This window comes from Streptomyces sp. NPDC096152, assembly GCF_044763235.1.
In the GTDB taxonomy this organism is placed as follows: domain Bacteria; phylum Actinomycetota; class Actinomycetes; order Streptomycetales; family Streptomycetaceae; genus Streptomyces.
On the sequence record NZ_JBIWFW010000002.1, the window covers coordinates 628,127 to 650,636 of the forward strand.

Sequence of the window (22,510 nt, forward strand, 5' to 3'; positions counted from 1 at the left end):
ACCGGCCCGCCACCCTCGCAGGGAGGGGACATGCTCTCCGTGCTCCCCACAGCAGGAACGCACACTCCCGGGGCGGGGTGGCAGGTGCCCTCCACCCAGACGCTGGTGGCCGTGGTCCTGGTGGCCGCGGCCACGGCGGTGGGCGCCTGGCTGGCGCGGCGCGGATCCGGCCGGTCGGCGCTGCTGCCGGCCGCCGCGTCGGGGATCTTGCTGCTCACCGCGGTTCTCGATCTTCTGCCCGACGCGTGGGAGGAGGCTCAAGAGGCGGGCGTGCCGCAGTGGGCGGTGCCCCTCACCGCGCTCCTCTCGTACGGGGCGATGGGCGCCGTCGTCCGGGCCGGCTGCCCGTGCGCACCGGGTCGCGCGGGCGGCATCGGTGCGGTGTCGGCGCTTGCCGCGCACCGCTTTCTGGAGGGGGCGACCCTCGCGCTGACCGCCTCGGTCGCCGTGGTGACGGCACTCCTGGTGCACGCGGCGGGCGAGGGTCTGGCGCTGACCGCTCTGCTGGCGGTGCGACCGAGGCGGCGCGTCGCTCCCTGGATCGGGCTGGCCTGCCTGAGCCCGGTCGCGGGAGCCCTCGTGACGGGCGCGCTGTCCATTCCGGACACACTCATGCCGCTGCTGCTCGCCTGCGTCGGCGGCGTCCTCGCGCAGGCGGCGTGGGTGGCGCTCCGACTCGCCCACCGGCTACGGCCCGCGGACCACGGCGCCTCGTGGCGGCCCCGGCAGCCACGGCCGTGACTCTCGCGGCCGTCCTCGTCACCCCGCCTTTCTGGCCCGGCCGGTCGACCGATGCCGCGCGCAGCGGTGGCGAGTTGAGCCTGTAGCTCGCCCTGGTCCTCCCAACGGCGGTGACAGCACTCCCTGTTGTGAAGACCCAGTGAACTATGTGAATGTAGTACGCACACTTCGTGGCGGACCTGCGGCACGAGCATGGCTGCCGCGCTCAGGGCGGAGCCCTTCTCGGCCGACGCCCCGGTCCGCGCTGCCACCATGCCCTGGGGGGACACATGAGCAACCCGTACACGATGCCGCCGCAGCCGTCCCGGCCCGCTCCCAGATGGGCGCGGAAGCGTTACGTCCTGCCGGCGATGGGACTCGCCTTCTTCCTCGGGATCGGCGCCGGCGCCGGCGACCAGGGGGACGGGACCCATGCGAAAGCGGTGGCCGACAAGGTCCGGCCGGCCGCCACGGTCACCGCTACAGCCACGGCAACGGCAACGGCGACCGCGACGCCCGCGCCCGCGCCGACGGTGACGGCCACCAAGACGGTCAAGGTGAAGGTGACCGTCACCGCGAGGGCCGCCGCCGCGGGCTCGGGGAGCAGCGGCGGGTCCTCGGGGAGCACCGGCACCGGCAGCGGCGGCTCCAGCTCCTCCGGAGGGTCCGACGGCGCCGCGAGCGGCGCCACCGCGCGGTGCAACGACGGCACCTACTCCTACGCGGCCCACCACCAGGGCGCCTGCTCGCACCACGGAGGCGTGGCCGTCTTCTACCGGTAGGCCCACCGCGTCAGAAGCCGGCGGTCATCGCTCGGTCCACAGCTGCGCGGTACGGCTGGACCGCTTGATCAACCGGTTCTCCTCCGCGGGCGCCTGCCGGACCTGGATCAGCAGGGCCTCGGTCGGGTCGCCGTCCTCACGCGGATCGCCGTCGTCCCGGTTGCGGGCCGACACCCGAATCCGGTAGCCGCCGGGGACGGGCAGCACCAGCTGCTGCGCGAGGTCCTCCCGTCCCCGGTCGTGCCGAAGTCCAGCATCGGGGAACGCCAGTCGACGGACACTTCGGCGATGTCCTGCCAGGCTTCCGGACCGGTGAGCGGGGGAGGTCCGTCCCACAGTTGGGCGGTGACATGGATGGCGGCGACCTCCTGCCCGCAGACGATGCGAACCGCCTCCCCGGAGGGGTCGGCGGCGAGCAGGCCGCCGACCCATTGTGCGGGCTGGTGGTCGGTGCACAGGTCGGCGCCCAGGAGGTCCACGGTGGCGGCGTCGATGTGGACCTGGCTGGACGTCTCGCGTACGAGGCCGGTCATGCGCTGCTTCCTCTCGTCACACGGGTGCGTGCCCGGCCTCCATGATGGGAGGCCGGGGTGTGGCGCGGGTGGAGCGTTATGGTCTGGCTGGGGTGTGTGGGGGGCGAGGAGTGCTTGGGGGCGGAATGACGGGTCTCGGACGGCGGGGAGTGCTCTCGCTCGGCGCAGCGGTGGTGCTCGCGGCGTGCACGTCGACGACGAAAGGCGCGGACAGCGGCGGCGAGGTCCGCACGGATGTGAAGCCTTTGGAGCGTCGGTTTCCCGCGCTCGGCCCCCTGTCCCGCGCGCACTGGCTCGGCACCGCGCTGGGCACGGATTCCAGAGGGTCCGTTCCGGGACCCACCGACGTCCGGGTCGTGGGAACCGCCCGGCTGCGAGCCGGTGCCGTGGCCGCCCTCACGGCCGCACCGCACCGGAGTTTTCAGCCGGGGACGCCGAGCCGGGTTCCCGACGAACTCGTCGAGTTCATGCCCGCCGGCGCCAGGTGGGTGTGCAGCGACACCTTCGACCGTGACATGACGGGCGAGAGGTACTCGGGTGCGTTCCTTCTCGACCCGGGCACGGACACGGTCTACTTCGACACGACCAATCCACGCGTGTCCGCCGGTTCAGGACCTTGATCGGGGTGCGCGACCTGTCCGCGGAGCCAGGGCGGCGTCCGGAGCCGTCACGGGGCTCCTGAGGGAGGGGAGGGGCGTATCGGGACAGGTGCGGGTATAGGTGTTCTCGTGAAGGTGATCAGTGGGTATGCGCGGCCCGGCAGGCGCGGTGCGTGGACGGTCGGTGCGGCTGCCGCCGTCGCGGCGACCGCCGTGGCGGGGGCTCGGGCCGTCGACGCCGACAGCGGCTGGTGCCGGACCTTGGACAAGCCGGCGTGGCAGCCGCCGTCCTGGGCGTTCGGCGTCGTGTGGACGCCGCTGTACGCGACGATCGCCTGGTCCGCCGGGCGGGCGCTGAGCCGGGCCCGCGGCCGCGAACGAACGGCACTGGCGGCAGGCCTGGCGGTCAACCTGGGGCTGAACGCCGCCTGGAACCATCTCTTCTTCGGCCGCCGCAGCCCGAGGGCAGGCCTGCTCGGCACCGTCGCGCTGGACCTGAGCAACGCTCAGCTGGTGCGGCAGGTGGCCCGCACCGACCGTCCGGCCGCCGCGGCACTGGCCCCCTACACCGCCTGGTGTCTGTTCGCCACCGCCCTGAACGGCTCGCTGGTCCGGCGCAATCGGGGTCGCCGCCGCGGGCCGTCCCGCTGAGGGGCGGGCCGTAGGACGGCTGCCCGTCAGCGATCCGAATCCGGCTCGGCGGTGTGGTCCGAGGTTGTTCCGGGTTTCGTGTGGAGGATTTCGCGGGCCTGGTCCGCCGCTCGGGCGAGGCTCTCGGAGACGAAGTCGAGGAAGCGGGCGGTGTTCTCGAGGCGGGTGCCGGCCGGGGTGGCGGCGCCGAGGACGCCGACGCCCTGCCGTGCGGTTTCGGCGACCTGGGCGGTGGACCGGGCGCTGGCCATCATCGCCTGGTACATGACCTCGGCGTCGACGACGTAGCGCTCGCGGCGGCGTTCGTCGCGTTCCCGGCGAACGAGGTCCTGGCTCTCCAGGAACGTGATGGCCTTGGAGACGGACGCCGGGCTGACCTGGAGGCGCTGGACGAGTTCGGACGCGGTGAGGCTGCCCGCGTCGCTGATGGTGAGGCAGGCCATGACCCGCGCCATCATCTGGGGCGTTCCCGACTGCATGAAGACGGTGGTGAGCGTCTCTTCGTACGCGCGCACGGCCTCGGGATCGCGACCGTAGGCCTGCGGGGGTGCCTGCGGTCCCCGGGGCGCGGTCTGCCTGCGCCGGTGGGCGCGGCGTTCGGTGGCGCGGTGCGCGAGGTCGGAGCGGTAGGCGGTGGGGCCGCCGTTGCGCATGACTTCGCGGGTGATGGTCGAGGTCGGACGGTCGAGGCGTCTGGCGATCTCCGCGTAGGCGAGGCCGTCGGCCAGTCCCAGCGCGATCTGCTGGCGCTCCTGCTGGGTGAGTCTGCCTCCCGGCATCGCGGCCTCCTTCATGTTCCGTGGTGCTTCCCAGAATAGCGTTCACCGCCATCTCATTGCAATGATCAAGATCTGGGTTGTTGCGTTATCTTTCAATTCATTGCAACGATTTAAGGCAATCTGCCTGGGGCGATGGGGAGCATATGCAACGAGTTGGTTGTCAGATATGTAAACGCAACGTAGCGTTTCCGTCGTAAGAAAAAACAGTACGAAGGAGTGCACGATGCAGAGGTTCGACACCCCCGTCCCCGTCGCCGCTGTCATCCACATCCCCGCCGGACGCATCCAGCTCATCGCCGCCGACCGGGCCAACATCACGGTCGAGGTCCTGCCCGCAGACGCCTCCAAGAGCCGCGACGTGAAGGCGGCGGAGCAGGTCGAGGTCGCCTACGGCGACGGCGTCGTGCGGATCGAGGCCCCGGAGGCGAAGAGCCAGCTCTTCGGCCCCTCCGGATCCGTCGAGGTGACCGTCCAACTGCCCGCCGGCTCCCGCGTCGAGGCGAAGGCAGCCGGCTCCGAGCTCCGCGCCGTCGGCCGCCTCGGCGACGTCACCTTCGACGGTGCTTACCGTCAGATCAAGATCGACGAAGCCGCCGGCCTCCACCTCACCGCCATCGACGGCGACGTCGAGATCGGCCGACTGGGCGGCCCCTCGGAGATCAGCACCGCACGGGGCGACATCCGCATCGCCGAGGCCGGGCGCGGCACGGTCGTGCTGCGCACCCAGTCCGGCGACATCTCGGTCGGTGCCGCCCCGGGGGTCTCCGCCTCCCTGGACGCCGGCACCGGCCACGGCCGCATCAGCAACGCCCTCAAGAACGACGGCAAGGCCGAACTCGACATCCGCGCCACCACCTCACACGGCGACATCACCGCCCGCAGCCTGTAGATCCGCAGTCGGTAAGAAGGGGCACTTCTCATGACCAACCTCGCCATCGCGGCGAACGGGTTGCGCAAGTCCTACGGCGACAAGGTCGTGCTCGACGGCGTCGACCTGGCCGTCGAGGAAGGAACGGTCTTCTCCCTGCTCGGCCCGAACGGCGCCGGCAAGACCACCGCCGTCAAGATCCTCTCCACCCTCATCAGCCCCGACCCCGACAGCGGCCGGATCCGCGTCGGCGGCCACGACCCCGCCACCGACGCGCAGGCCGTGCGCGCCGCGATCGGCGTCACCGGACAGTTCTCCGCCGTCGACGGCCTGATCACCGGCGAGGAGAACATGCTCCTCATGGCGGACCTGCACCACCTCTCCAAGCGAGAGGGGCGGCAGGTCACCGCCGGGCTGCTGGAGCGCTTCGACCTCACCGAGGCCGCGAAGAAGCCCGCCTCCACCTACTCCGGCGGCCTGAAGCGCCGCCTCGACATCGCCATGACCCTGGTCGGAGACCCGCGCATCATCTTCCTGGACGAGCCGACCACCGGCCTCGACCCCCGCTCCCGCCACACCATGTGGCAGATCATCCGCGAGCTCGTCACCGACGGCGTCACCGTCTTCCTCACCACCCAGTACCTGGAGGAGGCCGACGAGCTCGCCGACCGTATCGCCGTACTCGACGACGGCAGGATCGCCGCCCAGGGCACCGCCGAGGAGCTGAAGCGGCTCGTCCCCGGCGGGCACATCCGGCTGCGCTTCACCGACCCGGCCGCGTACCGCAGCGCCGTCTCGGCCCTGGGCGAGGCCACCCGGGACGACGAAGCCCTCGCGCTGCGGATCCCGAGCGACGGCCGCCAGCACGAGCTGCGCTCCCTCCTCGACCGGCTGGACTCGGCTGGTATCGAGGCGGACGCGCTGACCGTGCACACCCCTGACCTCGACGACGTCTTCTTCGCCCTGACCGGCGGCGCCGGCGTCCCCCACCAGCCCGAGGAGACCCTGCGATGAGCACCCCTCTTGCTCCCACCCGCCCGGCCCGGATCTCCCTCGCCGTACGCGACTCGTCCACGATGCTGCGCCGCAATCTCCTGCACGCCAGGCGCTACCCGTCGCTCACGCTGAACCTGCTGCTCACCCCGATCATGCTGTTGCTGCTCTTCGTCTACATCTTCGGCGACACCATGAGTGCGGGCATCGGCGGCGGGGGCCCGGACCGCGCCAAGTACATCGCCTACATCGTCCCGGGACTGTTGCTGATGACCATCGGCAGCACCACGGTCGGCACCGCGGTCTCCGTCTCCAACGACATGACCGTGGGCATCATCGCCCGCTTCCGCACCATGGCGATCCACCGCGGCTCCGTGATCGTCGGACACGTCGTCGGCAGCGTGCTGCAGTCGATCATCAGTGTGGTCCTCGTCGGCGCCGTCGCCGTGGCCATCGGCTTCCGCTCCACCGACGCCACCGTCCTGGAGTGGCTCGCGGCGTTCGGACTGCTCGTACTGTTCGCCACGGCGCTCACCTGGATCGCGGTCGGCATGGGCCTCGTCAGCCCGAACGCCGAGGCTGCCGGCAACAACGCCATGCCGTTGATCCTGCTGCCACTGCTCTCCAGTGCCTTCGTCCCGCTGCACTCCATGCCCGGCTGGTTCCAGCCCATCGCCCAGTACCAGCCCTTCACCCCCGCCATCGAGACGCTGCGCGGTCTGCTGCTCGGCACCGGGATCGGCGACAACGGCTGGCTCGCCGTCGCCTGGTGCCTGGGCCTCGCGGTGCTCGGCCACTTCTGGTCGACCGCGAAGTTCAACGAAGACCCGAAGTAACCGGGTGACAAACGCGGGCCACCCCCGCAGCGCGTCCCACCCGAGGGCGGCGTACACCGACACCCCGTCGAAGTACGCCGCCCCGTTCGTGCGCGAAGAGCGTGCAAGGAGGCCGCGCCACCATCAGGCCCTGGTCACCCTCGCCCTGCTACGACTGTGGCTGTCCGGGCGGGGCGTGTCAGGGGGTGGGCTTGCTGAGGTTCTGGGTCCCGAGCACGGTGAGGAGGGCGAGACGTTCGGCGTCGTCCGTGCCTGGTTCGGCGGTGTAGACCATGATCCGCAGGTCGCTGCCGGCCACGGTGAGGATGTCGCAGTCCAGCGTCACCGCCCCGACCTGGGGGTGGTCGATGGTCTTCGGCGAGGCCTCGTGGCGGCCGGCGGTGCTCGTGTCCCAGAGCTCGGCGAACCGTCCGCTGCCCGCGTGCAGTTCGGCGATCAGCCGTTGCAACCGCCGGTCGGCGGGGTAGCGTTCGGCGGCCGCGCGCAGGTCCGCGACGAGCGCGGCCTCGTGATCGCGCTGCGCCTGTGGCGTGCGCCGGGCCCCGGTTCCCGGGCCGAGGAAATGGCGCCACACACCGTTGCGTTCGTTGCCGCGCCGACCGGACGGATCGCCCATCAGGGCCGCGTAGGGAGCGTTCGCCATGAGCAGGGTCCAGGAGGCGTCGAAGACCGCCACGGGCGTCCCCGTCAGCCGGTCCAGCAGCCGCTGGACGCTCGGGGTGATGTACGCCGGCACCGTCTCCGGGCCCGGCGGCGCGAGCCCGGCCAGCCGGAACAGGTGTGCGCGCTCCTCCTGCGACAGCCGCAGCGCCCGGGCCAGCGCCTCGACGACCTGGCTCGAGGGGCTGGTGGCACGGCCCTGCTCGAGCCGGGTGACGTAGTCGACGGAGATCCCGGCCAGCAGGGCCAGCTCCTCGCGGCGCAGCCCGGCCGCGCGCCGCTGCCCGCCCGCCGGCAGACCTGCCGCCTCGGGCGTGACCCGGTCGCGCCACCGGCGCACCGCCTTGCCGAACTCCGCCGTCGCCATGCGACCAGTGTGTCCCGCCCGCCGCGTGTCTGCCTGGTACCGCTGGTCCCAGGAAGACGGGACGCCTGGCTGCCGGGGCGTGCGGGACGGATCGTGGAGGCATGACGAACACACTCATCACCGGAGCGAACAAGGGCCTCGGCCACGAGACCGCCCGCCGCCTGATCGCCGCGGGCCACACCGTCTACATCGGCAGCAGGGACGCGGACCGGGGCCGCCGCGCGGCCGAACAACTGGGCAGCAGGGCGCGGGCCGTGCAGCTCGACGTCACCGACGACGCGTCCGTCGCGGCCGCGGTGAAGGTGATCGAGGCCGACGGCGGCCTCGATGTACTGATCAACAACGCCGGCATCGAAGCGCGCGGCCCGAACAACGAGGTGATCGGCGCGGCCGACGTCACCGCCGCCATGATGCGGGAGGTCTTCGAGACCAACGTCTTCGGCACGGTACGCGTCACCCACGCGTTCCTGCCGCTGCTGCGGCGATCCGCGTCGCCGGTCGTGGTCAACGTCAGCAGCGGCCTGGCCTCGCTCGCGCACATGGCCGACCCGGACCACCCGGCCGCCGCCTATCCGGGAGTCGCCTACCCGGCCTCGAAGACCGCGGTCAACATGATCACCATGCAGTACGCGAAGGCGTTCCCGGCCATGCGCGTCAACGCGGTGGAACCCGGCTTCACCAAGACGGACCTGAACGGCAACACCGGGGTCCAGACGGTGGAGGAGGGCGCCGAGATCATCGTCCGCATGGCAGAGCTGGGCCCGGACGGCCCCAGTGGCGGGTACTTCGACGTGACGGGGCCGTTGCCTTGGTGAGCGTCAGAACTGTCGGTGTCCAGCCACTGTGACTCGGCACTTGACGTGGCGTCACCGCAACGCGATGGCCGGCTTCCCGAAGGCACGCGATTCGTGCCGGAGAGAGGCGCTGTCCAGGACGTTCCGGCTCCCTGATCACACCAGGCACACCGTGACCACTATTCGGCAGGCAGCGCTTCCCGCATCGCCTGTGCGGTGGCGACCGGGTCGTAGTCGTCGGGGACGCCCGGGACCAGGATGATGTCGCCTTCGATGTGCCGTGAGCGCAGCGGTGCGATTGCCTGGTAGGCGGGGGACTCCCACCAGGCCCGTGCCTCGGCGATCCCCGGGAAGGAGATCACCACGACGTGCCCGGGCCAGCTGCCTTCCTTGACCTCGTGCTGCGCGGCGTGCACGAGGAAACGGCCGCCGTACGGCTCGAAGGTGGCGGTGATGCGCTCGATGTACTCGGCGATCTCCGGGTGCGGAGCGGCCTCCTGCAGATGCGCGATGGCGTAGGCGGGCATGGTGTCCTCTCGGCCGACGGGGCTGCGTACGCCTGCGATCGTGGCAGGCGGCCGTGCCGCGGTCGATGACCTGACAGGTAAGCGCCCCTCCGGAACCCGTGTTGCCTGACGTGGCCGTATCGACTCCTGACCCGGCGGCACAGCGCGCGCATACGCCCATCGACTGCAAAACAAGGGAACATACGGGCTATCAGCCCCAGGCCCCGGAGCACCTGATCCTACGATGTCCGTAATATGCCGCCCCTTCGGATATGGACCTTCATGGATGAGGAGAACCGCCCCCCGGATCCAGCCTCCGCGAGTCGGCGCGGGCCGGACAGCGAACGCTGGGAAGCAACGGCTGCCGTCGTCGCGGGCGGCGGAGCGCTGACGGTCTGGGAGCCGGCTTTCACGCTCGGCGCCTACCACGTCGTCTTCTACTACCAGGTGCTCACCCTCTGGGCGGTGTCGACCGGTGTGCTGATCAGCGCCTTGCTGCTCCGTGAACGCCTGCCGCGGCACGGATGGGCGTACCTGGCCTGTCTGGCGATGCCCAGCGGCTGGCTGGCCCTCGCCGCCATCGTGCCCCGCGACGGCGGGCTGTCGCGAGAGGTGCTCTTCCTGGCCGGCGGCATCCTCAGCATCATCGGCGCACCGCTGCTGACCTGGTTACTCCTCCAGATCCTGCTGTTCGGGGGATCCGAGCTCTCCGCGCAGCAGCAGCGAAGAGTCGTCGGTGCGATCGTGGCCGTCGGAGTACTCGCCTTCACGCTCGGCAGACTGAACCACGTCTTCCTGACCTGCGGGGATTTCAACATCAGTGGCAACAGCGTCCCCGATGGATGCAGGCCGGGAAGCGCCTCCCCGTTCGGCTGAGGCCGTGGTCCGCCTCCAGCCGGCTGACGGGCTCGGACCATCCGCCTGCTCTCCCCGCCCCGCTGATCGTCGTCTCGCACGGCATCAGGGGTTCGGGCAGCAGTATGGGGTGGTTGGTCTTCACGCCGGACCCGTTCTGGCACAGTGCGACGAAGCAGGAAGCCGCGGAAGCCCGCCCGATGCCCGTGCCGCGTAGCGGCACAGCACCGAGCGAGCAGGCCGGAATCTCCCAGCTTCACCACGGAGAGCAAGTCAAGAGTTCCATGACCTGAACACAGCCCCGCTGCGGCAGATCACCGAGCGACGGCCCGTGCCAGACGCAGCCGGACCTGAGGAGAGCAGCCCATGAAGATCCATCTGACCAGCGTCTTCGTCGACGACCAGGCCAAGGCCGAGCACTTCTACACCGAGATCCTCGGCTTCGTGAAGAAGCACGATGTCCCGCTGGGTGAGGAGGCTCGATGGCTGACCGTCGTCTCACCCGACGAGCCCGACGGCACCGAACTCCTCCTGGAACCCGCCGGCCACCCGGCCGTCAAGCCTTACCGTGACGCGCTCGTGCGGGACGGCATCCCGCTCGCCCAGTTCGCCGTCGACGACGTGAAGGCGGAGTACGAGCGTCTGAGCGGCCTCGGCGTCCGCTTCACTCAGGAGCCCGTGGAGATGGGCCCCGTCACCACCGCGGTGTTCGAGGACACCTGCGGCAACCTCATCCAGATCGCGACCAAGCCGCGGTAAGCCGTTGCCCGCGTGCGCAGCCCGGCCGCTGCGGCGACTGGGTCCACGCCCTGCTCAGGAACATCCGACTCTCGGCCGTATGGCGCGGGTTCGGGCCCGACGGTCACGCCGACATGGCCCGCTCGCCGCCTTCGCCGCCTCCGGCGTCTTCCGCGCAGGCGGCGGCGAGGTCGTCGAGGGACAGGTGCAGCGCGTGGGCCAGGGCTGCCACGGTGAAGAAGGCCGGGGTCGGGGCCCGGCCGGTTTCGATCTTGCGGAGAGTTTCGGCGGACACCCCGGCGGCTGCCGCCACGTCGACCATGCTTCGGTCACCGCGGGCCCGGCGGAGCAGGACCCCGAAGCGCTCTCCGCGCTGCCGCTCTTGCGGAGTCAAAGGAACTCTGACCATACCCGTGATACTAATACCGGTATAAGTATTGGGCGGCGTCGCATGGCAGGGAGTCACGACACATGGTGGAGATCAAGACCGACACGGCACTGGAGGCGATGCGAGAAGCCGGACGTGTCGTGGCCCACGCACTCGCAGCCGCCCGGGCAGCGGCATCCGTGGGAGTACGTCTGCGCGAGCTCGACGAAGCCGCCCGCACCGTCCTGACGAAGGCCGGAGCGCGTTCTCCGTTCCTGGGTTACCAGCCCGCCTTCGCCCCGATCCCCTTCCCCGCCGTGATCTGCGCCTCCGTGAACGACGCCGTCGTGCATGGCATCCCCGGCGACTACCGCCTGCGCGACGGCGACCTCGTCAGCATCGACTGCGGAGCCGAACTCGACGGCTGGACCGGCGACGCCGCGATCAGCTTCACCGTCGGCACCCCTCGCCGCGCCGACCTGGAACTCATCACGGCCACCCAGCAGGCCCTGGACGCCGGCATCGCCGCCGCCACCGTCGGCCATCGCATCGGCGACATCGCCCATGCCATCAGCACGGTCGCCCGCAAGGCCGACTGCGGCATGCCGGCCGACTTCGGCGGCCACGGCATCGGCCGCAGGATGCACGAAGATCCCCACGTCCCCAACCACGGACGACCCGGCCGCGGCTTCCCCCTGCGTCACGGCCTCGCCCTCGCCATCGAACCCATGCTCATGGCCGGAGGCCGCAACGAGTACCGCACCGACCCCGACGGATGGACCCTGCGCACGATCGACGGCAGCCGAGCCGCCCACATCGAACACACCATCGCCATCACCGAGGACGGCCCCCGCATCCTCACCCTGCCCTGACCTCGAATCGAAGGGGCAGATCGCCGATTCCGTCGCACCCTGCCGCTCGCGCCACCGCGACTCCCGATCGACAACTTGGTATAAATGTCCACCGCTTGGAGAGTCATGGGAGCGCTCACATGGCAGCGCTCAACGGAGAGGGGCCGGGCGACGATGCAGGCATCAGATGTCCCGCGTGCGATGGCCGCGGCCCTGTCGACCGCCTCATCACTTGGCCTGACAGCCAACGACGCGATCGTTCTTCATGACTCGAACAAGCTCACTCTGCGTCTGCTGCCTTGCGACGTCCTGGCCCGGGTGGCACCTGAAGCGCATCAGGTCGCACAGTTCGAAGTCGAGCTTGCTCAGCGGCTCGCCGAATCCGGGTGCCCTGTGGCCGCTCTCGACCCTCGGGTGGAGCCACGCGTCCATGAGCGTGACGGCTTCGTGGTCACGCTATGGACCTACTACGAACCCGTGACACCTCGAGAGATCTCACCAGCCGACTACGCCAATGCGCTCGAGCGGCTGCATGCCGGTATGCGCGAGCTCGACGTCCCGACGCCGCGATTCACGGATCGAGTCGAGCAGGCCCAACGACTCGTGGCGAACCGCGACCGCACTCCGGCCCTCGCCGACGCGGACCGGGAACTGCTCGGCGACACGTTACGAAGCCTGAGACGGGTGATCGGCGAGCGCGGCGGCGCCGAGCAGCCGCTGCACGGCGAGCCGCACCCGGGCAACGTGCTCACCACGAAGAACGGGCTGCTGTTCATAGACTTCGAGACGTGCTGCCGTGGGCCCGTCGAATTCGACATCGCCCATGCCCCCGAAGAAGTCGGCGAGCACTATCCGGGTGTCAATCAGGACTTGCTGCGCGAGTGCCGGATCCTCGTGCTGACGATGATCACAACGTGGCGCTGGGATCGAGACGACCAACTCCCCAACGGGCGCCGGCTGGGCACAGAGTGGCTCGGCCGGATCCGAGCAGTACTCGATCGCAAGGGCTTCGACACCCGTGGCTCATCTGGCTGATCGCGGACCTTCGAGGTCGTAGCCGGAGACTGGTGGAGTGATCGGCCGTCGGCAGGCGGACGGGCTTGAGTCTCCCGCAGGGGGAGACGCCAAGGTGGGGAGCATGGACGGCGACACGCTCTACTCGATCGGCGAACTGGCCCGGCGGACCGGTCTGACGGTCAAGACCATTCGGTTCTACTCCGATCGCGGGATCGTGGCGCCGACGGACCGCAGCCCGGCCGGCTACCGCCTCTACAACATCGACGCCGTCGCGCGCCTGGACCTTGTGCGAACCCTGCGGGACCTGGGGCTGGACCTGTCCACGATCCGCAGGGTCGTGGACAGGGAGCTCTCGCTTCCTGAGATCGCTGCCACGCACGCCGAGGCCCTGGTCGTGCAGATCCGCGTCCTGCGCCTGCGGCACGCGGTGCTGACGGCGGTAGCCGAGCGCGGGCTCACTGCTGAGGAGACGGATCAAGTGCACAAGCTGGCCCGGCTCTCTGAGGACGAACGCCGAAGTCTGATCGGCGATTTCCTCGATGCCGCCTTCGGCGGTCTCGGCGCCGACCCGGTGTTCGCGGGGGTCAGGCGCTCGATGACACCCGAGATACCCGACTACGCCGAGGTGGAGCAGGTCCGGGCATGGGTGGAGTGGGCCGAACTGGCCATGGACCCGGATTTCCGCGTGAGCGTACGGCGGATGATCGAGGACTACGCGGCCGAACAGGCCCAAGGCGACACGGTGGGGCTGCGCCGCGACTTCGCTGCGGCCGTCCGTGACCAGGCCGGCCCCGCCTTGGCGGCGGGCATCGCCCCGGCCTCGCGCCAAGCCGATCGGATCGTTGCGGCGCTGGCGGCGAACTATGCCCAGGTCCTCGGCCGCCTCGACGACGCCGAGCTGCGCCGCCTGCTGCTGGCCCGGCTGGAAAGGGTGAGCGACCCACGCCGGGATCGGCACTTCCAGCTGCTCGCAGTGATCAACGGCTGGCCCGCCCCGCAGAGCCTGGCGCCGGCGTTCAACTGGGCCGTCCAGGCCGTCCGCGTCCGAATGGAACCGTAGTGGGCCGGGATCGCCGGCAGTGGGGGACGAACACTGCCGCATACCATCGGACGGTGAACGACACCGTCCTCTTGCACGCGGGCGCGACGCCGTCCGCTCCCGCCCTCGTCCTTCGCCCTTGGTGCAGGGGAGACATTGCCGCACTCGTCGACGCGTTCCGAGACCCCACACTGCGCCACTGGACCAGCTCGGTGGTGGAGAACGAAGCCGATGCGATGCAATGGGTGCAAGGCCAGGAGCGGGGCTGGGCAGCATGGGATCGGTTCGGTTTCGCGGTTCTCGAAGCGCAACCCGATCCGGCCCACGGGCAATTGGTGGGCCATGTGGTCCTCAAGGAAGTAGCGTTCGGTAAACCGTCGGCCGAGGTGGGCTATTGGACCGCGGCGCGTGCCCGCGGGCGGGGTGTGGCGCCGCGCGCTTTGGAGACTCTCACCGGCTGGGCCTTCGACACGCTGGGGGCCGACGGGCTGGAGCGTTTGGAGCTCCTGCACCAAGTGGACAACCCGGCCTCGTGCCGCGTGGCGTACAAGAGCCGGTACGACCTCGACACGGTCCTGGCCGCGGCGCCGCCCTCGTTTCCCCGCGAGGGTCATCTGCACGTACGGCGCAGGCATACCTAAGATGCCCTGGAGCCGGGTAAGGCCGCTCATGCCGCGGGGCTTCGGGGCGTTCGGCAAGGTGGCCGTTCTCGAAGCGGGCGCCGGCGCGGGCCAGGGCCACGAGGTGGGGTGCGATGATCGCGCGCCAGCGTGCCTGAGCGGAGTCTGCGAGTATGAACACCATCGCGAGTGCGGCGCCCGGGCTGCCCGCTCCGCGGGTGATCCTGGTCCGCATGGAGCGCCGTCTGGTGGTCCGCAATGGCCACCACCGACCGACTGCGCACTGTCACCAGCAGTCCGACACCGAGGGGCGACATGCGATTTGCCAAGGGTCCCAGCGTGCACTGTGATGTGCGCATAGAGGCAGACCCGCCGCGGGTCTGGGAGCTGGTGACCGACATTCGCCTGCCCGCCCGGCTCAGCCCGGAGCTGCAGCGCGTGGCGTGGCTCGACGGCGCGGACCGTCCCCTGCCGGGTGCGCGTTTCGAGGGCTTCAACCATCACCAGCAGCTCGGCGAGTGGCGCACGGTCTCCCATGTGGTCGAGCTGGACGAGCAACGGGTCTTCGCCTGGGCGGTGACGGATGCGGACGGCCGGTACGGCGAACCGACGCTGGATCCGGCGAAGTCCCTGGCGTCCTGGCGCTACGAACTCCAGGCCGAGGGCGGGGGTACGCGGTTGCGGCAGTCGGCCCTCGTGGGGCCGGGCCGCAGCGGGGTCACTCTGGCCATCGAGCGCTGGCCGGACCGGGAGGAGGAGATCATCGCCTTCCGAATGAAGGAACTGCGCGCGGGGATCGAGGCCACTCTTCGCGGCATCAAGGCGCTTGCGGAGCGCGGCCGCGAATGACCTGCCGCGGGGGCGCCCCGGCCACTCGGTGACCGCCGCTACAAAGAGCCTCTGAGCTGCTCCACGCCGTGGCGGTGCTCCGGCCCCGAGACGTACGAAAACATGTTGGCCGACCGCTGCCGAGCTGCGACGATGCCCTTGTTCCCCAGCGGAGGGCAGTTGTTCGTTTTCGTGTGTGCGGGGTGCGGCGCCAGGCTGACCACCCCGCTGTCCCAGGTTGCCCTGCCGGCCCACGCCCATCAGAAGTACGGGAATGGGATTCAGCTCCCGGTCCTCATGGAGTCGGGCACGTTCGCGGTGGACCCGGAGCCTTGGGGACCGCCGTGGCGCAGGTGGGAGGAGATCGGTCCGGACGATGTGGCGGACCGCGGCATCTACGCACCGGTCTACGCCCTGTCCGATGGCGCGCCCGGCGCGATCGTGATCTCACCCGGAGATGCCCGCGGCACCCTGCTGATCCCGGAAAAGGCCGGCGGTTACTGCTGCGGCCTCGATGGGGCCGACGGCCCCAACATGGCCTGCGAGGCGTGCGGCCTGGCCGTGGCCAGCCGGATCGACGACTGCTCGCTCTGGCAGGCTGTGTGGCTCGCCCCGAACGCCGTGCGCCGCCTCCGCATCGACGCGGCCGACGCCGCACCGCTCTCCTGGCAGCAGTTGATGTCGGAGGGGAAGGGCACGCCACCGTTCGAGCCGATCACTGCCTGGGGATCGCGGCTGGGGTCGCGCCACTTGTGGTCATGGAGCCCACAGTGGGAGGCGGCGGCCGGCCGGGCGCTGGCCCACCTGCTGGCGGCCTCGGAGGGCCGGCCGGTGACCGTCCCGGACGGCCTGAGCAGGGAGGTGTTTCAACGCGCCCTTGACACCTTGCTGCCCGTGGGTCGGCAAGCGAGACGGGCGATCCTTGCCGGACCCGGACGGCCCGCCCCCGACGCTGACGCCGACATCATCCTCGTACCGGCCCATCCGCAGACGGGGGAGTCCTGGGCTCCGGCCGGTCCGGCCACTTCGGCATACCCAGTGCCATTGCCCTTCGGAATATGGCTATGGCTGGCCGCACCCGAGCCGTACCTGCCCACCCTCGCGTCGGGCGTCATCCCCGACGGCGTCCTCCGCGACGATCCGCCCGCACCGCGCCCCCCTCACCTGTTCCGGGCTGACCCGGGAGCGTTCCAGCACACCCTGGTACGGCTACCGGCCGTCGGCAGCCCCTGGCTGCGTGAGATCCTCGAGAACCTCACGCGGCACAAGCACGCCCGCCTCTTCTAGGGCCTGTATCGGGTCCCGATCAATCTGCCCTGCCTACCTGCCTGCCTGCATGGTTACGCTGACGGCATGTTGCGAACGCCTCCATCCCTGATCACCGAGGAAGCGGCCCTGTCTGTTGCTGGAGCTGGCCTCCTTCGGTACGCAATGGGGCCGGCCTTGATCGGGGCGGGAGCTGACGCAACCGTCGTCATCGTCGAGTCTGGGGACAATCCGAAGGTCAGCGGCGTCCAGGACTCCGTCTGGGTGCTTCTGCGAGGGGATCGGATTCCAGAGCTCCACTCTCGGTTCGAGTTCCGGGGTGCCTTGCCCATTCACGTCTTCGCGCGACTGGAAGAGGGCTGCCTCCCGCTCGGCATCGCCCAGTGCAGGGCGATGCCGTCGGCGCCGGCCAACTTCAACCGCGCCGAACTGAGGCTCATCCAGCCGCTGACCCGCGAGACGCTGGATGCGGTCCGGCCAGTCCCCTCACCCGGGCCGGTGCCAGGCGTGGACTGGATCGACCTCGTGGAATCAGATCCCATCCGGGCCTTGGAGTCGTTCGTCCTCGGCTGGTTTCCCGAAGCGCAGTCGGCTGCCGACGAGACCACGGCAAACGAACTGGACAACCTGCCAGAAGCATTGGCCGCCTTCCACCGCTTGGCCCGCCTCCGCCCGGCCATTCACAGATTCATCGACCCAGTGCTGAAGAAGCCCAGGCGTGCTTCCGGGCCACTGGGCGACCGGCTGGTCTTCGCCATGTGGAACGGGGCCGGAAAGGACTGGTCCATCCCCTGGCCGCTCAATATGCCCGACGGGGCCGATCCACGTGTGTGGTTCACCGAAGACCCCGACGATCCGAACCCGGAGACGACCCTTGAAGAGGAACCGCTGAGTCGCTTCCTCTTGCAGTTCACCCTCAACGGAGCCATGAGTGGGGCCCCCTACGGCGCTCGCACCTACTGCATGCCGACCGCGCGCCTTGACGCGCTGTGGAACCTGCTGCGCCCCGTACCTCTGAGTCCATTCATGCCAACCGGAGCGGCCGAGCGGTTCTTCGCGGCGCCGGGACTGCTCGCCCAGGTCAGCGGGGACGAGGACGAGGCAATCGTGGGGTTCAGCGCTCTTCACCGCGGGACCCTGACACCGCTGCTCGAACACGGGTTCCGGTGGTCCGGGTTCGACGGGTGAGGCATCAGCCCCCGATGGGGTCGCTTGTCTGCCCGTGGGCGGGGGCCGTTTCGTGTGAGGTCCTTGGCCCAGATCATCGACGCTCGGAGGTGGAGTCCAGCGATATAGCTCTCGGGCGTTTTGTCATACCGGGTCGCGATGCCTCGCCAGGCCTTAAGCTTGTTGATTAGGCGTTCAACCGTGTTCCTCTCCTTGTAGAGGTTGGCGTCGTGGGCGACGGGCCGGCCGCCTCGGGCGCCCTTCTTCTTCCGGTTGACTGCCTGATCCGCCTTCTCTGGGATGACGGCCTTGATATGGCGTTTGCGCAGGTGGGCGCGATTTCCACGGGACGAGTAGGCCTTGTCCCCGGCGACCGCGTCGGGCCGGGTGCGGGGACGCCCGACGGGTCCACGAACCCGGATCTTCCTCAGAACGGGGATGAACTGCGGACTGTCAGCCGCCTGTCCGGCGGTCAGGATGAACGTCAGCGGGCGGCACTTGCGGTCGGCGGCGAGGTGGACCTTGCTGGTCTGCCCGCCCCGCGAGCGCCCCAGGAGGGCAGCCTTCAGCCGGAGCTTGCGGCGATGGCGGAGGCGTCGTCGCTCCTCCCGCTCGGTGGGTCCGCGTGCAGGAGACGTGCCAAGGCAGCCGGCAGGAGTGCGCCCGTACCGGACGCCGTTTCGAGTGATGCCCACTCCGTTTTGTTCAGGATCTCTTCAGGGTGGGGTAGTTCGGCGACGCGAGATTCGCCCATCTGGCGGGGGCTGTTGGCCACGCGCGGAGGCTATAGCGTCTTGGAGCGAGCACTGCCTGGGGAGTGCTGTCCGGGTTGCGTGAAGTTCTGCCCGGCAGGGACCTGCGGTGAGCGGCTGTGGGGTCCGCGGTCCCTGCCAGGTGCTCGGCCAGGTCAGCTGTTGATCATGTCGCGGGTCTGTGCGTACACCGTCGCGTCGGTGAGCAGGGCGGTGTGGCTGAGGCAGGCGGTCTTGGTGTTGGACGCCCCGGACAGGGACACGGAACTGTCCGGATTGATCACCGTGTCGCACGGCGACCACCAGGTCGCGTAACGGGGCGTGCCGGGGGTTTCGTCGTTCGCGTTGAGGGCGTTCAGGAAATCGGATCCGATGCGCATTTCGGTGCAGGAGGTGTCGAAGCAGGTGTTCGCGCTGTCGGTCCCGTGGTTCGGGCCGCCCAGCGACACCCAGGCGTCGACCTTGGACGTCCCGCCGAGGTTCTTCAGGTAGTAGCGCGAGGAGAGCCCGCCCATGGAGTGGCTGACGATGTCCACCTTGGAGGCGCCGGTGGCGGTGAGGAGCTTGTCGACCTCTGAGGCGAGTTGCTGGGCGGTGGTGGCGTTCGACTGGTGCCAGTCGTACGTCCATTGGTCCAGGTAGGAGGACGGCCAGCCGTCGGTCTTGAAGCGGCCGGCCATGGTGTTCCAGTTGCTGCCGTCACCGGTGTAGCCGTGCACGAACAGGATGGGGTTGCTGGAAGAGCTGAAGGTGGAGGCGCTTGACGCCTCGGCGGGGATCGCAGCCTGCACGGCGAGGAGGGCACCGGCCGCGGCGACGGCCGAGATCACGACGGATCTCTTCATGGGGAGTCTCCCAGGGTGGGGTTCGGAACGTACTCGGGGTGCGTCGGACGGGGAGGGGAGGGGACCGCGCTGGGCGTTCCCGGTTCAGTTCGCGGCAGCGATATCTGCAGGCGGGCGGGGGCGTGCCGTAGGGACGGCTCGCCCCTTCTTGGGGAGGGCACCGGTGTCGTTCGAGGGGTGGCGTGATCGTACTGACCGGTAGGTATGGGTCGTCAAGACACGTGCGAGGAGTATTTGTTCGTCGGTTTCCATGTCATCTGCCGGGCACAGCGGCGCCGGTGGTGACGTCCGGTGCCGGTCGGTCACCGGCCCAGCCGAGAAAGCCGAGTGCGCCCTCGGAGAGTTGTCGCCGTCCGCGGATATGCCTCATCCGCCGCCCTGCGCGACATGACAGGAACAGAAGCGGCGGATGCGCGTGGTTCGGGACGGAGGCCCGCCGGCAGTCCCCGGGAGACGCCCCCGACGAACCGACGCGCGGCACGAGGTGCCAGGCCGTCCGGCCGTTACCGATCGGGCCGGGGCGGGGTCACTGGTCGCGGGTGCCCCCTCGGGCACTGGCGACCGGGAGCGCCGGTTACCGGAGCGAGTCGGCCGCCGGCCGTGTCGACCATTGCGCCCCGGAGGTACTACGTGATGGGCCGTCAGGCCCTCTTCCCTGCGGGCGGCTTGATCTCCCGCTTGAGTATCTTTCCCGTGGGCCCCTTGGGCAGCGCGTCGACGATCCACACCTGGCGGGGGTACTTGTACGCGGCGACCTGCGTCCTGACGAATTCCTTCAGTCCCTCCGGCTCCGCCTCGGCGCCGGGCTTGAGCGCGACGACGGCGACGACCTCCTCGCCGTGGGTCGGATGCGGCACTCCGATCACCGCCGCTTCGGCGACGGCGGGGTGCTCGTACAGCACCTCTTCGATCTCGCGCGGGTAGACGTTGAAGCCCCCGCGGATGATCATCTCCTTCTTGCGGTCCACGATCCGGAAGTGGCCGTCGGGATCCTTCACTCCAATGTCGCCGGTGCGCAGCCAGCCGTCGACGACGGCCTCGGCGGTGGCGTCGGGGCGGCGCCAGTAGCCCTTCATGACGTTGTGGCCGCGGACCGCGACCTCTCCCGGCTCGCCGTCCGGCAGATCGGTGCCGTCCCTGTCGATGACGCGCATCTCGACGCCGTCGATCGGCGTGCCGATGGTGCCGGGCCGGCGCGGGCGGCCGGGGTGGTTGAAGCAGGCCACCGGGGAGGTCTCGGACAGTCCGTAGCCTTCCAGGATCACGCAGCCGAAGGCCTTTTCGAAGTCGCGCAGCACCTCCACCGGGAGGGCGGCGCCACCGGAGACGCATATCCGGAGTGAGCCGACGTCGTGGTTCTCGCGTTCGGGGGCCGCCAGCAGCGTGGCGTACATGGTGGGCACGCCCACGAAGACGGTGACCCGGTCCCGTTCGATGATCTCCAGTGCCCTGGCCGGGGTGAAACGGGGCAGCAGAGTCAGGCAGGCCCCGGCTGCCACCGCGCAGTTCAGGCCCACCAGTTGGCCGAAGGTGTGGAACAACGGGAGCCCGCCGAAGACCACGTCCTGCTCGGTCGATTCCAGCAGGGTGCGTCGGGTGGTGTCGGTGTTGGCCCTCAGGTTGGCGTGGGTGAGTTCGGCACCCTTGGGACGGCCGGTGGTGCCCGAGGTGTAGAGGATGACGGCCGTGTCCGAGGGCTCGCGAGACACCACGCCCGGGAGCGGCTCGCCGGCCACCAGCAGCCGGCCCATGCCCTCGGCGGGGACCTCGATGCACGGCGTGCCCGCGGCCAGTGCGCCCTTGACCGCCTCCTGGGCCGTGGCGGCTTCGGCCAGCAGCAGTGAGGCTTCGCTGTCGGCGAGGTAGTACTCCACCTCGCGCGCCTTGAGCAGCGGGTTCATCGGCACCACGACCGCGCCGGCCCGCAGGATGCCGTAGTAGAGCACGGCGAAAGCGGGCGTGTTGGGCAGCATCAGCCCGACCCGGTCTCCCGCCCGCACGCCCGCTCCGTGGAGCAGACGCGCCGCGCGTGCGCTCATCTCCTCCAGGTCGGCGTAGTCGAGCACCGCGTCGTCGAGGCGGACCGCCGGACGCCTCGGGAAGCGGACGGCAGAGCCCGCCAGGAGTGTTGCCAGGTTGGCGTTGGGGCTGGTCACGCACGTCTCCTTCGACGCTGCCCGGGCGAGAGCGGCAGGGGGACCGACCACCCGAAAGATTTCCAACCAATCGATTGGTTGCTTTCGTGCTGTTCCGCAGTACCATCGGCCCTCAGCGCCACGGTGTCAACCAATCGATTGGTTGCCGTCGCGTCGCCGGTGTCATGGCGCGAGGAGGAACCTGTGGACGTGCCGGTCTGGGAGCCGCGGCGGGTGGCCGTCGTGGACATCGTCCTGCCCCAGGGGGTCACCCCTGCCGGCACGCGCGGGCGGATCCTGCGCGAGGCACTCGGGCTGTACGCGGAGTCGGGGTTCCACGGCACCTCGATCCGCAAGATCGCCGACAGGGTCGGCATCAACTCCGCCACGCTGTACGCGCACTACCCGTCCAAGGGGCACGTGCTGGCGGAACTGGTGCGCATCGGCCACGAGGAGTTGCACACCCGCCTGTCCGAAGCCGTCGCTTCCGTGCCCGCCGCACAGGGAGCGGCCGCCCGGCTCACCGCCCTGGTCCGAGCCCATGTGCTCGTGCACACCGACTTCCCGCTCCTGGCAGTCGTGACGAACTCCGAACTGCACGCGCTATCAGCAGAGTTGGCTGCCCCGTCTCTGGAACTGCGCCGTATCTGCCGTCGATTGCTTCTCGACATTCTCGAACGCGGCACCAAGGACGGTGACTTCCACGTCCCTGATCTTCCGCTCGCCGCAACCGCGATCGGAAGCATGGGCATGCAGGTCGCCCACTGGTTCGGCCCCGACCAGCCCTACCCCCGCGAGCAGGTGGCCGACTCGTACGCGCGGTTCGCCCTGCGCCTCGCGGGCGCGACCGCCCCCTGACCCCCGCCCTGCCCGGGCCACGCCCGCACCGGCGCGTCGCCCAACCCGCCCGCCGTCCTTGCCCCGCCGACAAAGGAGCACGCC

Annotated in this window: 25 protein-coding genes and 1 pseudogene; 18 read left to right on the plus strand and 8 right to left on the minus strand. The window is 70.0% G+C overall.

Features of this window, described 5'->3' with window-relative positions; genetic code table 11:
- Window positions 1–30 precede the first annotated feature (30 nt).
- Window positions 31–741, plus strand: a complete 711-nt coding sequence (locus ACIQ9G_RS08335) for a hypothetical protein (protein WP_403607525.1) — start codon at window positions 31–33, stop codon at window positions 739–741.
- Between the two features lie 269 nt (window positions 742–1,010).
- The gene (locus ACIQ9G_RS08340; protein ID WP_403607526.1) at window positions 1,011–1,502 is read left to right on the plus strand and encodes a DUF3761 domain-containing protein; all 492 of its coding nucleotides are present in this window, start codon (window positions 1,011–1,013) and stop codon (window positions 1,500–1,502) included.
- A 107-nt stretch (window positions 1,503–1,609) separates the two neighbouring features.
- Here the strand turns inward: ACIQ9G_RS08340 and ACIQ9G_RS08345 are convergent, their stop codons facing one another.
- Complete coding sequence (locus ACIQ9G_RS08345) at window positions 1,610–2,035, minus strand: hypothetical protein (protein WP_403607527.1); 426 nt, start codon at window positions 2,033–2,035, stop codon at window positions 1,610–1,612.
- A 125-nt stretch (window positions 2,036–2,160) separates the two neighbouring features.
- On the opposite strand from ACIQ9G_RS08345, the gene ACIQ9G_RS08350 reads away from it, so the two are divergent.
- Together ACIQ9G_RS08350 and ACIQ9G_RS08355 are read left to right on the plus strand one after the other, a co-directional pair.
- Window positions 2,161–2,655 (plus strand): hypothetical protein, encoded by a 495-nt coding sequence (locus ACIQ9G_RS08350; protein ID WP_403607528.1) that lies wholly within the window; start codon window positions 2,161–2,163, stop codon window positions 2,653–2,655.
- Between the two features lie 108 nt (window positions 2,656–2,763).
- Complete coding sequence (locus tag ACIQ9G_RS08355) at window positions 2,764–3,285, plus strand: TspO/MBR family protein (RefSeq protein ID WP_403607529.1); 522 nt, start codon at window positions 2,764–2,766, stop codon at window positions 3,283–3,285.
- 26 nt (window positions 3,286–3,311) lie between these two features.
- On the opposite strand, the gene ACIQ9G_RS08360 is transcribed toward ACIQ9G_RS08355, so the two are convergent.
- A complete protein-coding gene (locus ACIQ9G_RS08360; RefSeq protein ID WP_403607530.1) occupies window positions 3,312–4,064 on the minus strand; it encodes a helix-turn-helix domain-containing protein in 753 nt (250 codons plus the stop codon).
- 223 nt (window positions 4,065–4,287) lie between these two features.
- Between ACIQ9G_RS08360 and ACIQ9G_RS08365 the strand changes: the two genes are divergently transcribed.
- Genes ACIQ9G_RS08365 through ACIQ9G_RS08375 form a run of 3 tightly spaced genes read left to right on the plus strand, consistent with a single transcriptional unit; the run spans window position 4,288 to window position 6,761 of the window.
- A complete protein-coding gene (locus tag ACIQ9G_RS08365; RefSeq protein ID WP_403607531.1) occupies window positions 4,288–4,953 on the plus strand; it encodes a DUF4097 family beta strand repeat-containing protein in 666 nt (221 codons plus the stop codon).
- A gap of 30 nt (window positions 4,954–4,983) precedes the next feature.
- A complete protein-coding gene (locus tag ACIQ9G_RS08370; protein ID WP_403607532.1) occupies window positions 4,984–5,946 on the plus strand; it encodes an ATP-binding cassette domain-containing protein in 963 nt (320 codons plus the stop codon).
- Window positions 5,943–6,761 carry an ABC transporter permease gene (locus tag ACIQ9G_RS08375; protein WP_403607533.1) on the plus strand — a complete coding sequence of 273 codons (819 nt, stop codon included), beginning with the start codon at window positions 5,943–5,945 and terminating at the stop codon, window positions 6,759–6,761. The genes ACIQ9G_RS08370 and ACIQ9G_RS08375 overlap by 4 nt, the downstream gene beginning before the upstream one ends.
- A 178-nt stretch (window positions 6,762–6,939) precedes the next feature.
- On the opposite strand, the gene ACIQ9G_RS08380 is transcribed toward ACIQ9G_RS08375, so the two are convergent.
- Complete coding sequence (locus tag ACIQ9G_RS08380) at window positions 6,940–7,788, minus strand: helix-turn-helix transcriptional regulator (RefSeq protein ID WP_403607534.1); 849 nt, start codon at window positions 7,786–7,788, stop codon at window positions 6,940–6,942.
- A gap of 101 nt (window positions 7,789–7,889) precedes the next feature.
- On the opposite strand from ACIQ9G_RS08380, the gene ACIQ9G_RS08385 reads away from it, so the two are divergent.
- Window positions 7,890–8,603, plus strand: a complete 714-nt coding sequence (locus tag ACIQ9G_RS08385; protein WP_403607535.1) for an SDR family NAD(P)-dependent oxidoreductase — start codon at window positions 7,890–7,892, stop codon at window positions 8,601–8,603.
- 158 nt (window positions 8,604–8,761) lie between these two features.
- On the opposite strand, the gene ACIQ9G_RS08390 is transcribed toward ACIQ9G_RS08385, so the two are convergent.
- Window positions 8,762–9,109, minus strand: a complete 348-nt coding sequence (locus ACIQ9G_RS08390; RefSeq protein ID WP_403607536.1) for a DUF1330 domain-containing protein — start codon at window positions 9,107–9,109, stop codon at window positions 8,762–8,764.
- A gap of 261 nt (window positions 9,110–9,370) precedes the next feature.
- On the opposite strand from ACIQ9G_RS08390, the gene ACIQ9G_RS08395 reads away from it, so the two are divergent.
- Together ACIQ9G_RS08395 and ACIQ9G_RS08400 are read left to right on the plus strand one after the other, a co-directional pair.
- Window positions 9,371–9,964, plus strand: coding sequence for a hypothetical protein (locus ACIQ9G_RS08395; RefSeq protein ID WP_403607537.1), 594 nt, complete (start codon window positions 9,371–9,373; stop codon window positions 9,962–9,964).
- A gap of 345 nt (window positions 9,965–10,309) precedes the next feature.
- Complete coding sequence (locus tag ACIQ9G_RS08400) at window positions 10,310–10,702, plus strand: VOC family protein (protein WP_403607538.1); 393 nt, start codon at window positions 10,310–10,312, stop codon at window positions 10,700–10,702.
- Between the two features lie 103 nt (window positions 10,703–10,805).
- On the opposite strand, the gene ACIQ9G_RS08405 is transcribed toward ACIQ9G_RS08400, so the two are convergent.
- Window positions 10,806–11,090 (minus strand): helix-turn-helix domain-containing protein, encoded by a 285-nt coding sequence (locus tag ACIQ9G_RS08405; RefSeq protein ID WP_403607539.1) that lies wholly within the window; start codon window positions 11,088–11,090, stop codon window positions 10,806–10,808.
- A 62-nt stretch (window positions 11,091–11,152) separates the two neighbouring features.
- On the opposite strand from ACIQ9G_RS08405, the gene map reads away from it, so the two are divergent.
- The 7 genes from map (at window position 11,153) to ACIQ9G_RS08440 (ending at window position 17,857) form a co-directional block, all read left to right on the plus strand.
- On the plus strand, window positions 11,153–11,920 hold the full coding sequence (gene map, locus ACIQ9G_RS08410; protein WP_403607540.1) for a type I methionyl aminopeptidase: 768 nt from the start codon (window positions 11,153–11,155) through the stop codon (window positions 11,918–11,920).
- Window positions 11,921–12,073: 153 nt separating this feature from the next.
- Entirely contained in the window at window positions 12,074–12,934 is an 861-nt protein-coding gene (locus tag ACIQ9G_RS08415) for a phosphotransferase enzyme family protein (protein ID WP_403607541.1), read from the plus strand.
- Window positions 12,935–13,037: 103 nt separating this feature from the next.
- The gene (locus ACIQ9G_RS08420) at window positions 13,038–13,976 is read left to right on the plus strand and encodes a MerR family transcriptional regulator (protein ID WP_403607542.1); all 939 of its coding nucleotides are present in this window, start codon (window positions 13,038–13,040) and stop codon (window positions 13,974–13,976) included.
- Between the two features lie 53 nt (window positions 13,977–14,029).
- On the plus strand, window positions 14,030–14,596 hold the full coding sequence (locus ACIQ9G_RS08425; protein WP_403607543.1) for a GNAT family N-acetyltransferase: 567 nt from the start codon (window positions 14,030–14,032) through the stop codon (window positions 14,594–14,596).
- Window positions 14,597–14,890: 294 nt separating this feature from the next.
- Window positions 14,891–15,424, plus strand: coding sequence for an SRPBCC family protein (locus ACIQ9G_RS08430; RefSeq protein ID WP_403607544.1), 534 nt, complete (start codon window positions 14,891–14,893; stop codon window positions 15,422–15,424).
- Window positions 15,425–15,583: 159 nt separating this feature from the next.
- Window positions 15,584–16,690 (plus strand): hypothetical protein, encoded by a 1,107-nt coding sequence (locus ACIQ9G_RS08435; protein ID WP_403607545.1) that lies wholly within the window; start codon window positions 15,584–15,586, stop codon window positions 16,688–16,690.
- Window positions 16,691–16,756: 66 nt separating this feature from the next.
- Window positions 16,757–17,857 (plus strand): hypothetical protein, encoded by a 1,101-nt coding sequence (locus ACIQ9G_RS08440; protein ID WP_403607546.1) that lies wholly within the window; start codon window positions 16,757–16,759, stop codon window positions 17,855–17,857.
- A 50-nt stretch (window positions 17,858–17,907) separates the two neighbouring features.
- On the opposite strand, the pseudogene ACIQ9G_RS08445 reads toward ACIQ9G_RS08440, so the two are convergent.
- From ACIQ9G_RS08445 to ACIQ9G_RS08455, 3 genes and pseudogenes are all read right to left on the minus strand, one after another.
- A pseudogene (locus ACIQ9G_RS08445) lies at window positions 17,908–18,441 on the minus strand (IS5 family transposase); the annotation flags it as partial.
- Between the two features lie 302 nt (window positions 18,442–18,743).
- On the minus strand, window positions 18,744–19,433 hold the full coding sequence (locus tag ACIQ9G_RS08450) for an esterase/lipase family protein (RefSeq protein ID WP_403607547.1): 690 nt from the start codon (window positions 19,431–19,433) through the stop codon (window positions 18,744–18,746).
- A gap of 641 nt (window positions 19,434–20,074) precedes the next feature.
- Window positions 20,075–21,589, minus strand: a complete 1,515-nt coding sequence (locus ACIQ9G_RS08455) for a long-chain fatty acid--CoA ligase (protein ID WP_403607548.1) — start codon at window positions 21,587–21,589, stop codon at window positions 20,075–20,077.
- Window positions 21,590–21,772: 183 nt separating this feature from the next.
- Between ACIQ9G_RS08455 and ACIQ9G_RS08460 the strand changes: the two genes are divergently transcribed.
- Window positions 21,773–22,426, plus strand: coding sequence for a TetR/AcrR family transcriptional regulator (locus ACIQ9G_RS08460; protein ID WP_403607549.1), 654 nt, complete (start codon window positions 21,773–21,775; stop codon window positions 22,424–22,426).
- Window positions 22,427–22,510: the final 84 nt, after the last annotated feature.

Excerpts from the sequence above, each read along its gene's own strand:
- ACIQ9G_RS08335 (WP_403607525.1), top strand. The coding sequence starts at position 31 with ATGCTCTCCGTGCTCCCCACAGCAGGAACGCACACTCCCGGGGCGGGG.
- ACIQ9G_RS08340 (WP_403607526.1), top strand. The coding sequence starts at position 1,011 with ATGAGCAACCCGTACACGATGCCGCCGCAGCCGTCCCGGCCCGCTCCC.
- ACIQ9G_RS08345 (WP_403607527.1), bottom strand. The coding sequence starts at position 2,035 with ATGACCGGCCTCGTACGCGAGACGTCCAGCCAGGTCCACATCGACGCC.
- ACIQ9G_RS08350 (WP_403607528.1), top strand. The coding sequence starts at position 2,161 with ATGACGGGTCTCGGACGGCGGGGAGTGCTCTCGCTCGGCGCAGCGGTG.
- ACIQ9G_RS08360 (WP_403607530.1), bottom strand. The coding sequence starts at position 4,064 with ATGCCGGGAGGCAGACTCACCCAGCAGGAGCGCCAGCAGATCGCGCTG.
- ACIQ9G_RS08365 (WP_403607531.1), top strand. The coding sequence starts at position 4,288 with ATGCAGAGGTTCGACACCCCCGTCCCCGTCGCCGCTGTCATCCACATC.
- ACIQ9G_RS08370 (WP_403607532.1), top strand. The coding sequence starts at position 4,984 with ATGACCAACCTCGCCATCGCGGCGAACGGGTTGCGCAAGTCCTACGGC.
- ACIQ9G_RS08375 (WP_403607533.1), top strand. The coding sequence starts at position 5,943 with ATGAGCACCCCTCTTGCTCCCACCCGCCCGGCCCGGATCTCCCTCGCC.
- ACIQ9G_RS08380 (WP_403607534.1), bottom strand. The coding sequence starts at position 7,788 with ATGGCGACGGCGGAGTTCGGCAAGGCGGTGCGCCGGTGGCGCGACCGG.
- ACIQ9G_RS08385 (WP_403607535.1), top strand. The coding sequence starts at position 7,890 with ATGACGAACACACTCATCACCGGAGCGAACAAGGGCCTCGGCCACGAG.
- ACIQ9G_RS08390 (WP_403607536.1), bottom strand. The coding sequence starts at position 9,109 with ATGCCCGCCTACGCCATCGCGCATCTGCAGGAGGCCGCTCCGCACCCG.
- ACIQ9G_RS08395 (WP_403607537.1), top strand. The coding sequence starts at position 9,371 with ATGGATGAGGAGAACCGCCCCCCGGATCCAGCCTCCGCGAGTCGGCGC.
- ACIQ9G_RS08400 (WP_403607538.1), top strand. The coding sequence starts at position 10,310 with ATGAAGATCCATCTGACCAGCGTCTTCGTCGACGACCAGGCCAAGGCC.
- ACIQ9G_RS08405 (WP_403607539.1), bottom strand. The coding sequence starts at position 11,090 with ATGGTCAGAGTTCCTTTGACTCCGCAAGAGCGGCAGCGCGGAGAGCGC.
- map (WP_403607540.1), top strand. The coding sequence starts at position 11,153 with ATGGTGGAGATCAAGACCGACACGGCACTGGAGGCGATGCGAGAAGCC.
- ACIQ9G_RS08415 (WP_403607541.1), top strand. The coding sequence starts at position 12,074 with ATGCAGGCATCAGATGTCCCGCGTGCGATGGCCGCGGCCCTGTCGACC.
- ACIQ9G_RS08420 (WP_403607542.1), top strand. The coding sequence starts at position 13,038 with ATGGACGGCGACACGCTCTACTCGATCGGCGAACTGGCCCGGCGGACC.
- ACIQ9G_RS08430 (WP_403607544.1), top strand. The coding sequence starts at position 14,891 with ATGCGATTTGCCAAGGGTCCCAGCGTGCACTGTGATGTGCGCATAGAG.
- ACIQ9G_RS08440 (WP_403607546.1), top strand. The coding sequence starts at position 16,757 with ATGTTGCGAACGCCTCCATCCCTGATCACCGAGGAAGCGGCCCTGTCT.
- ACIQ9G_RS08450 (WP_403607547.1), bottom strand. The coding sequence starts at position 19,433 with ATGAAGAGATCCGTCGTGATCTCGGCCGTCGCCGCGGCCGGTGCCCTC.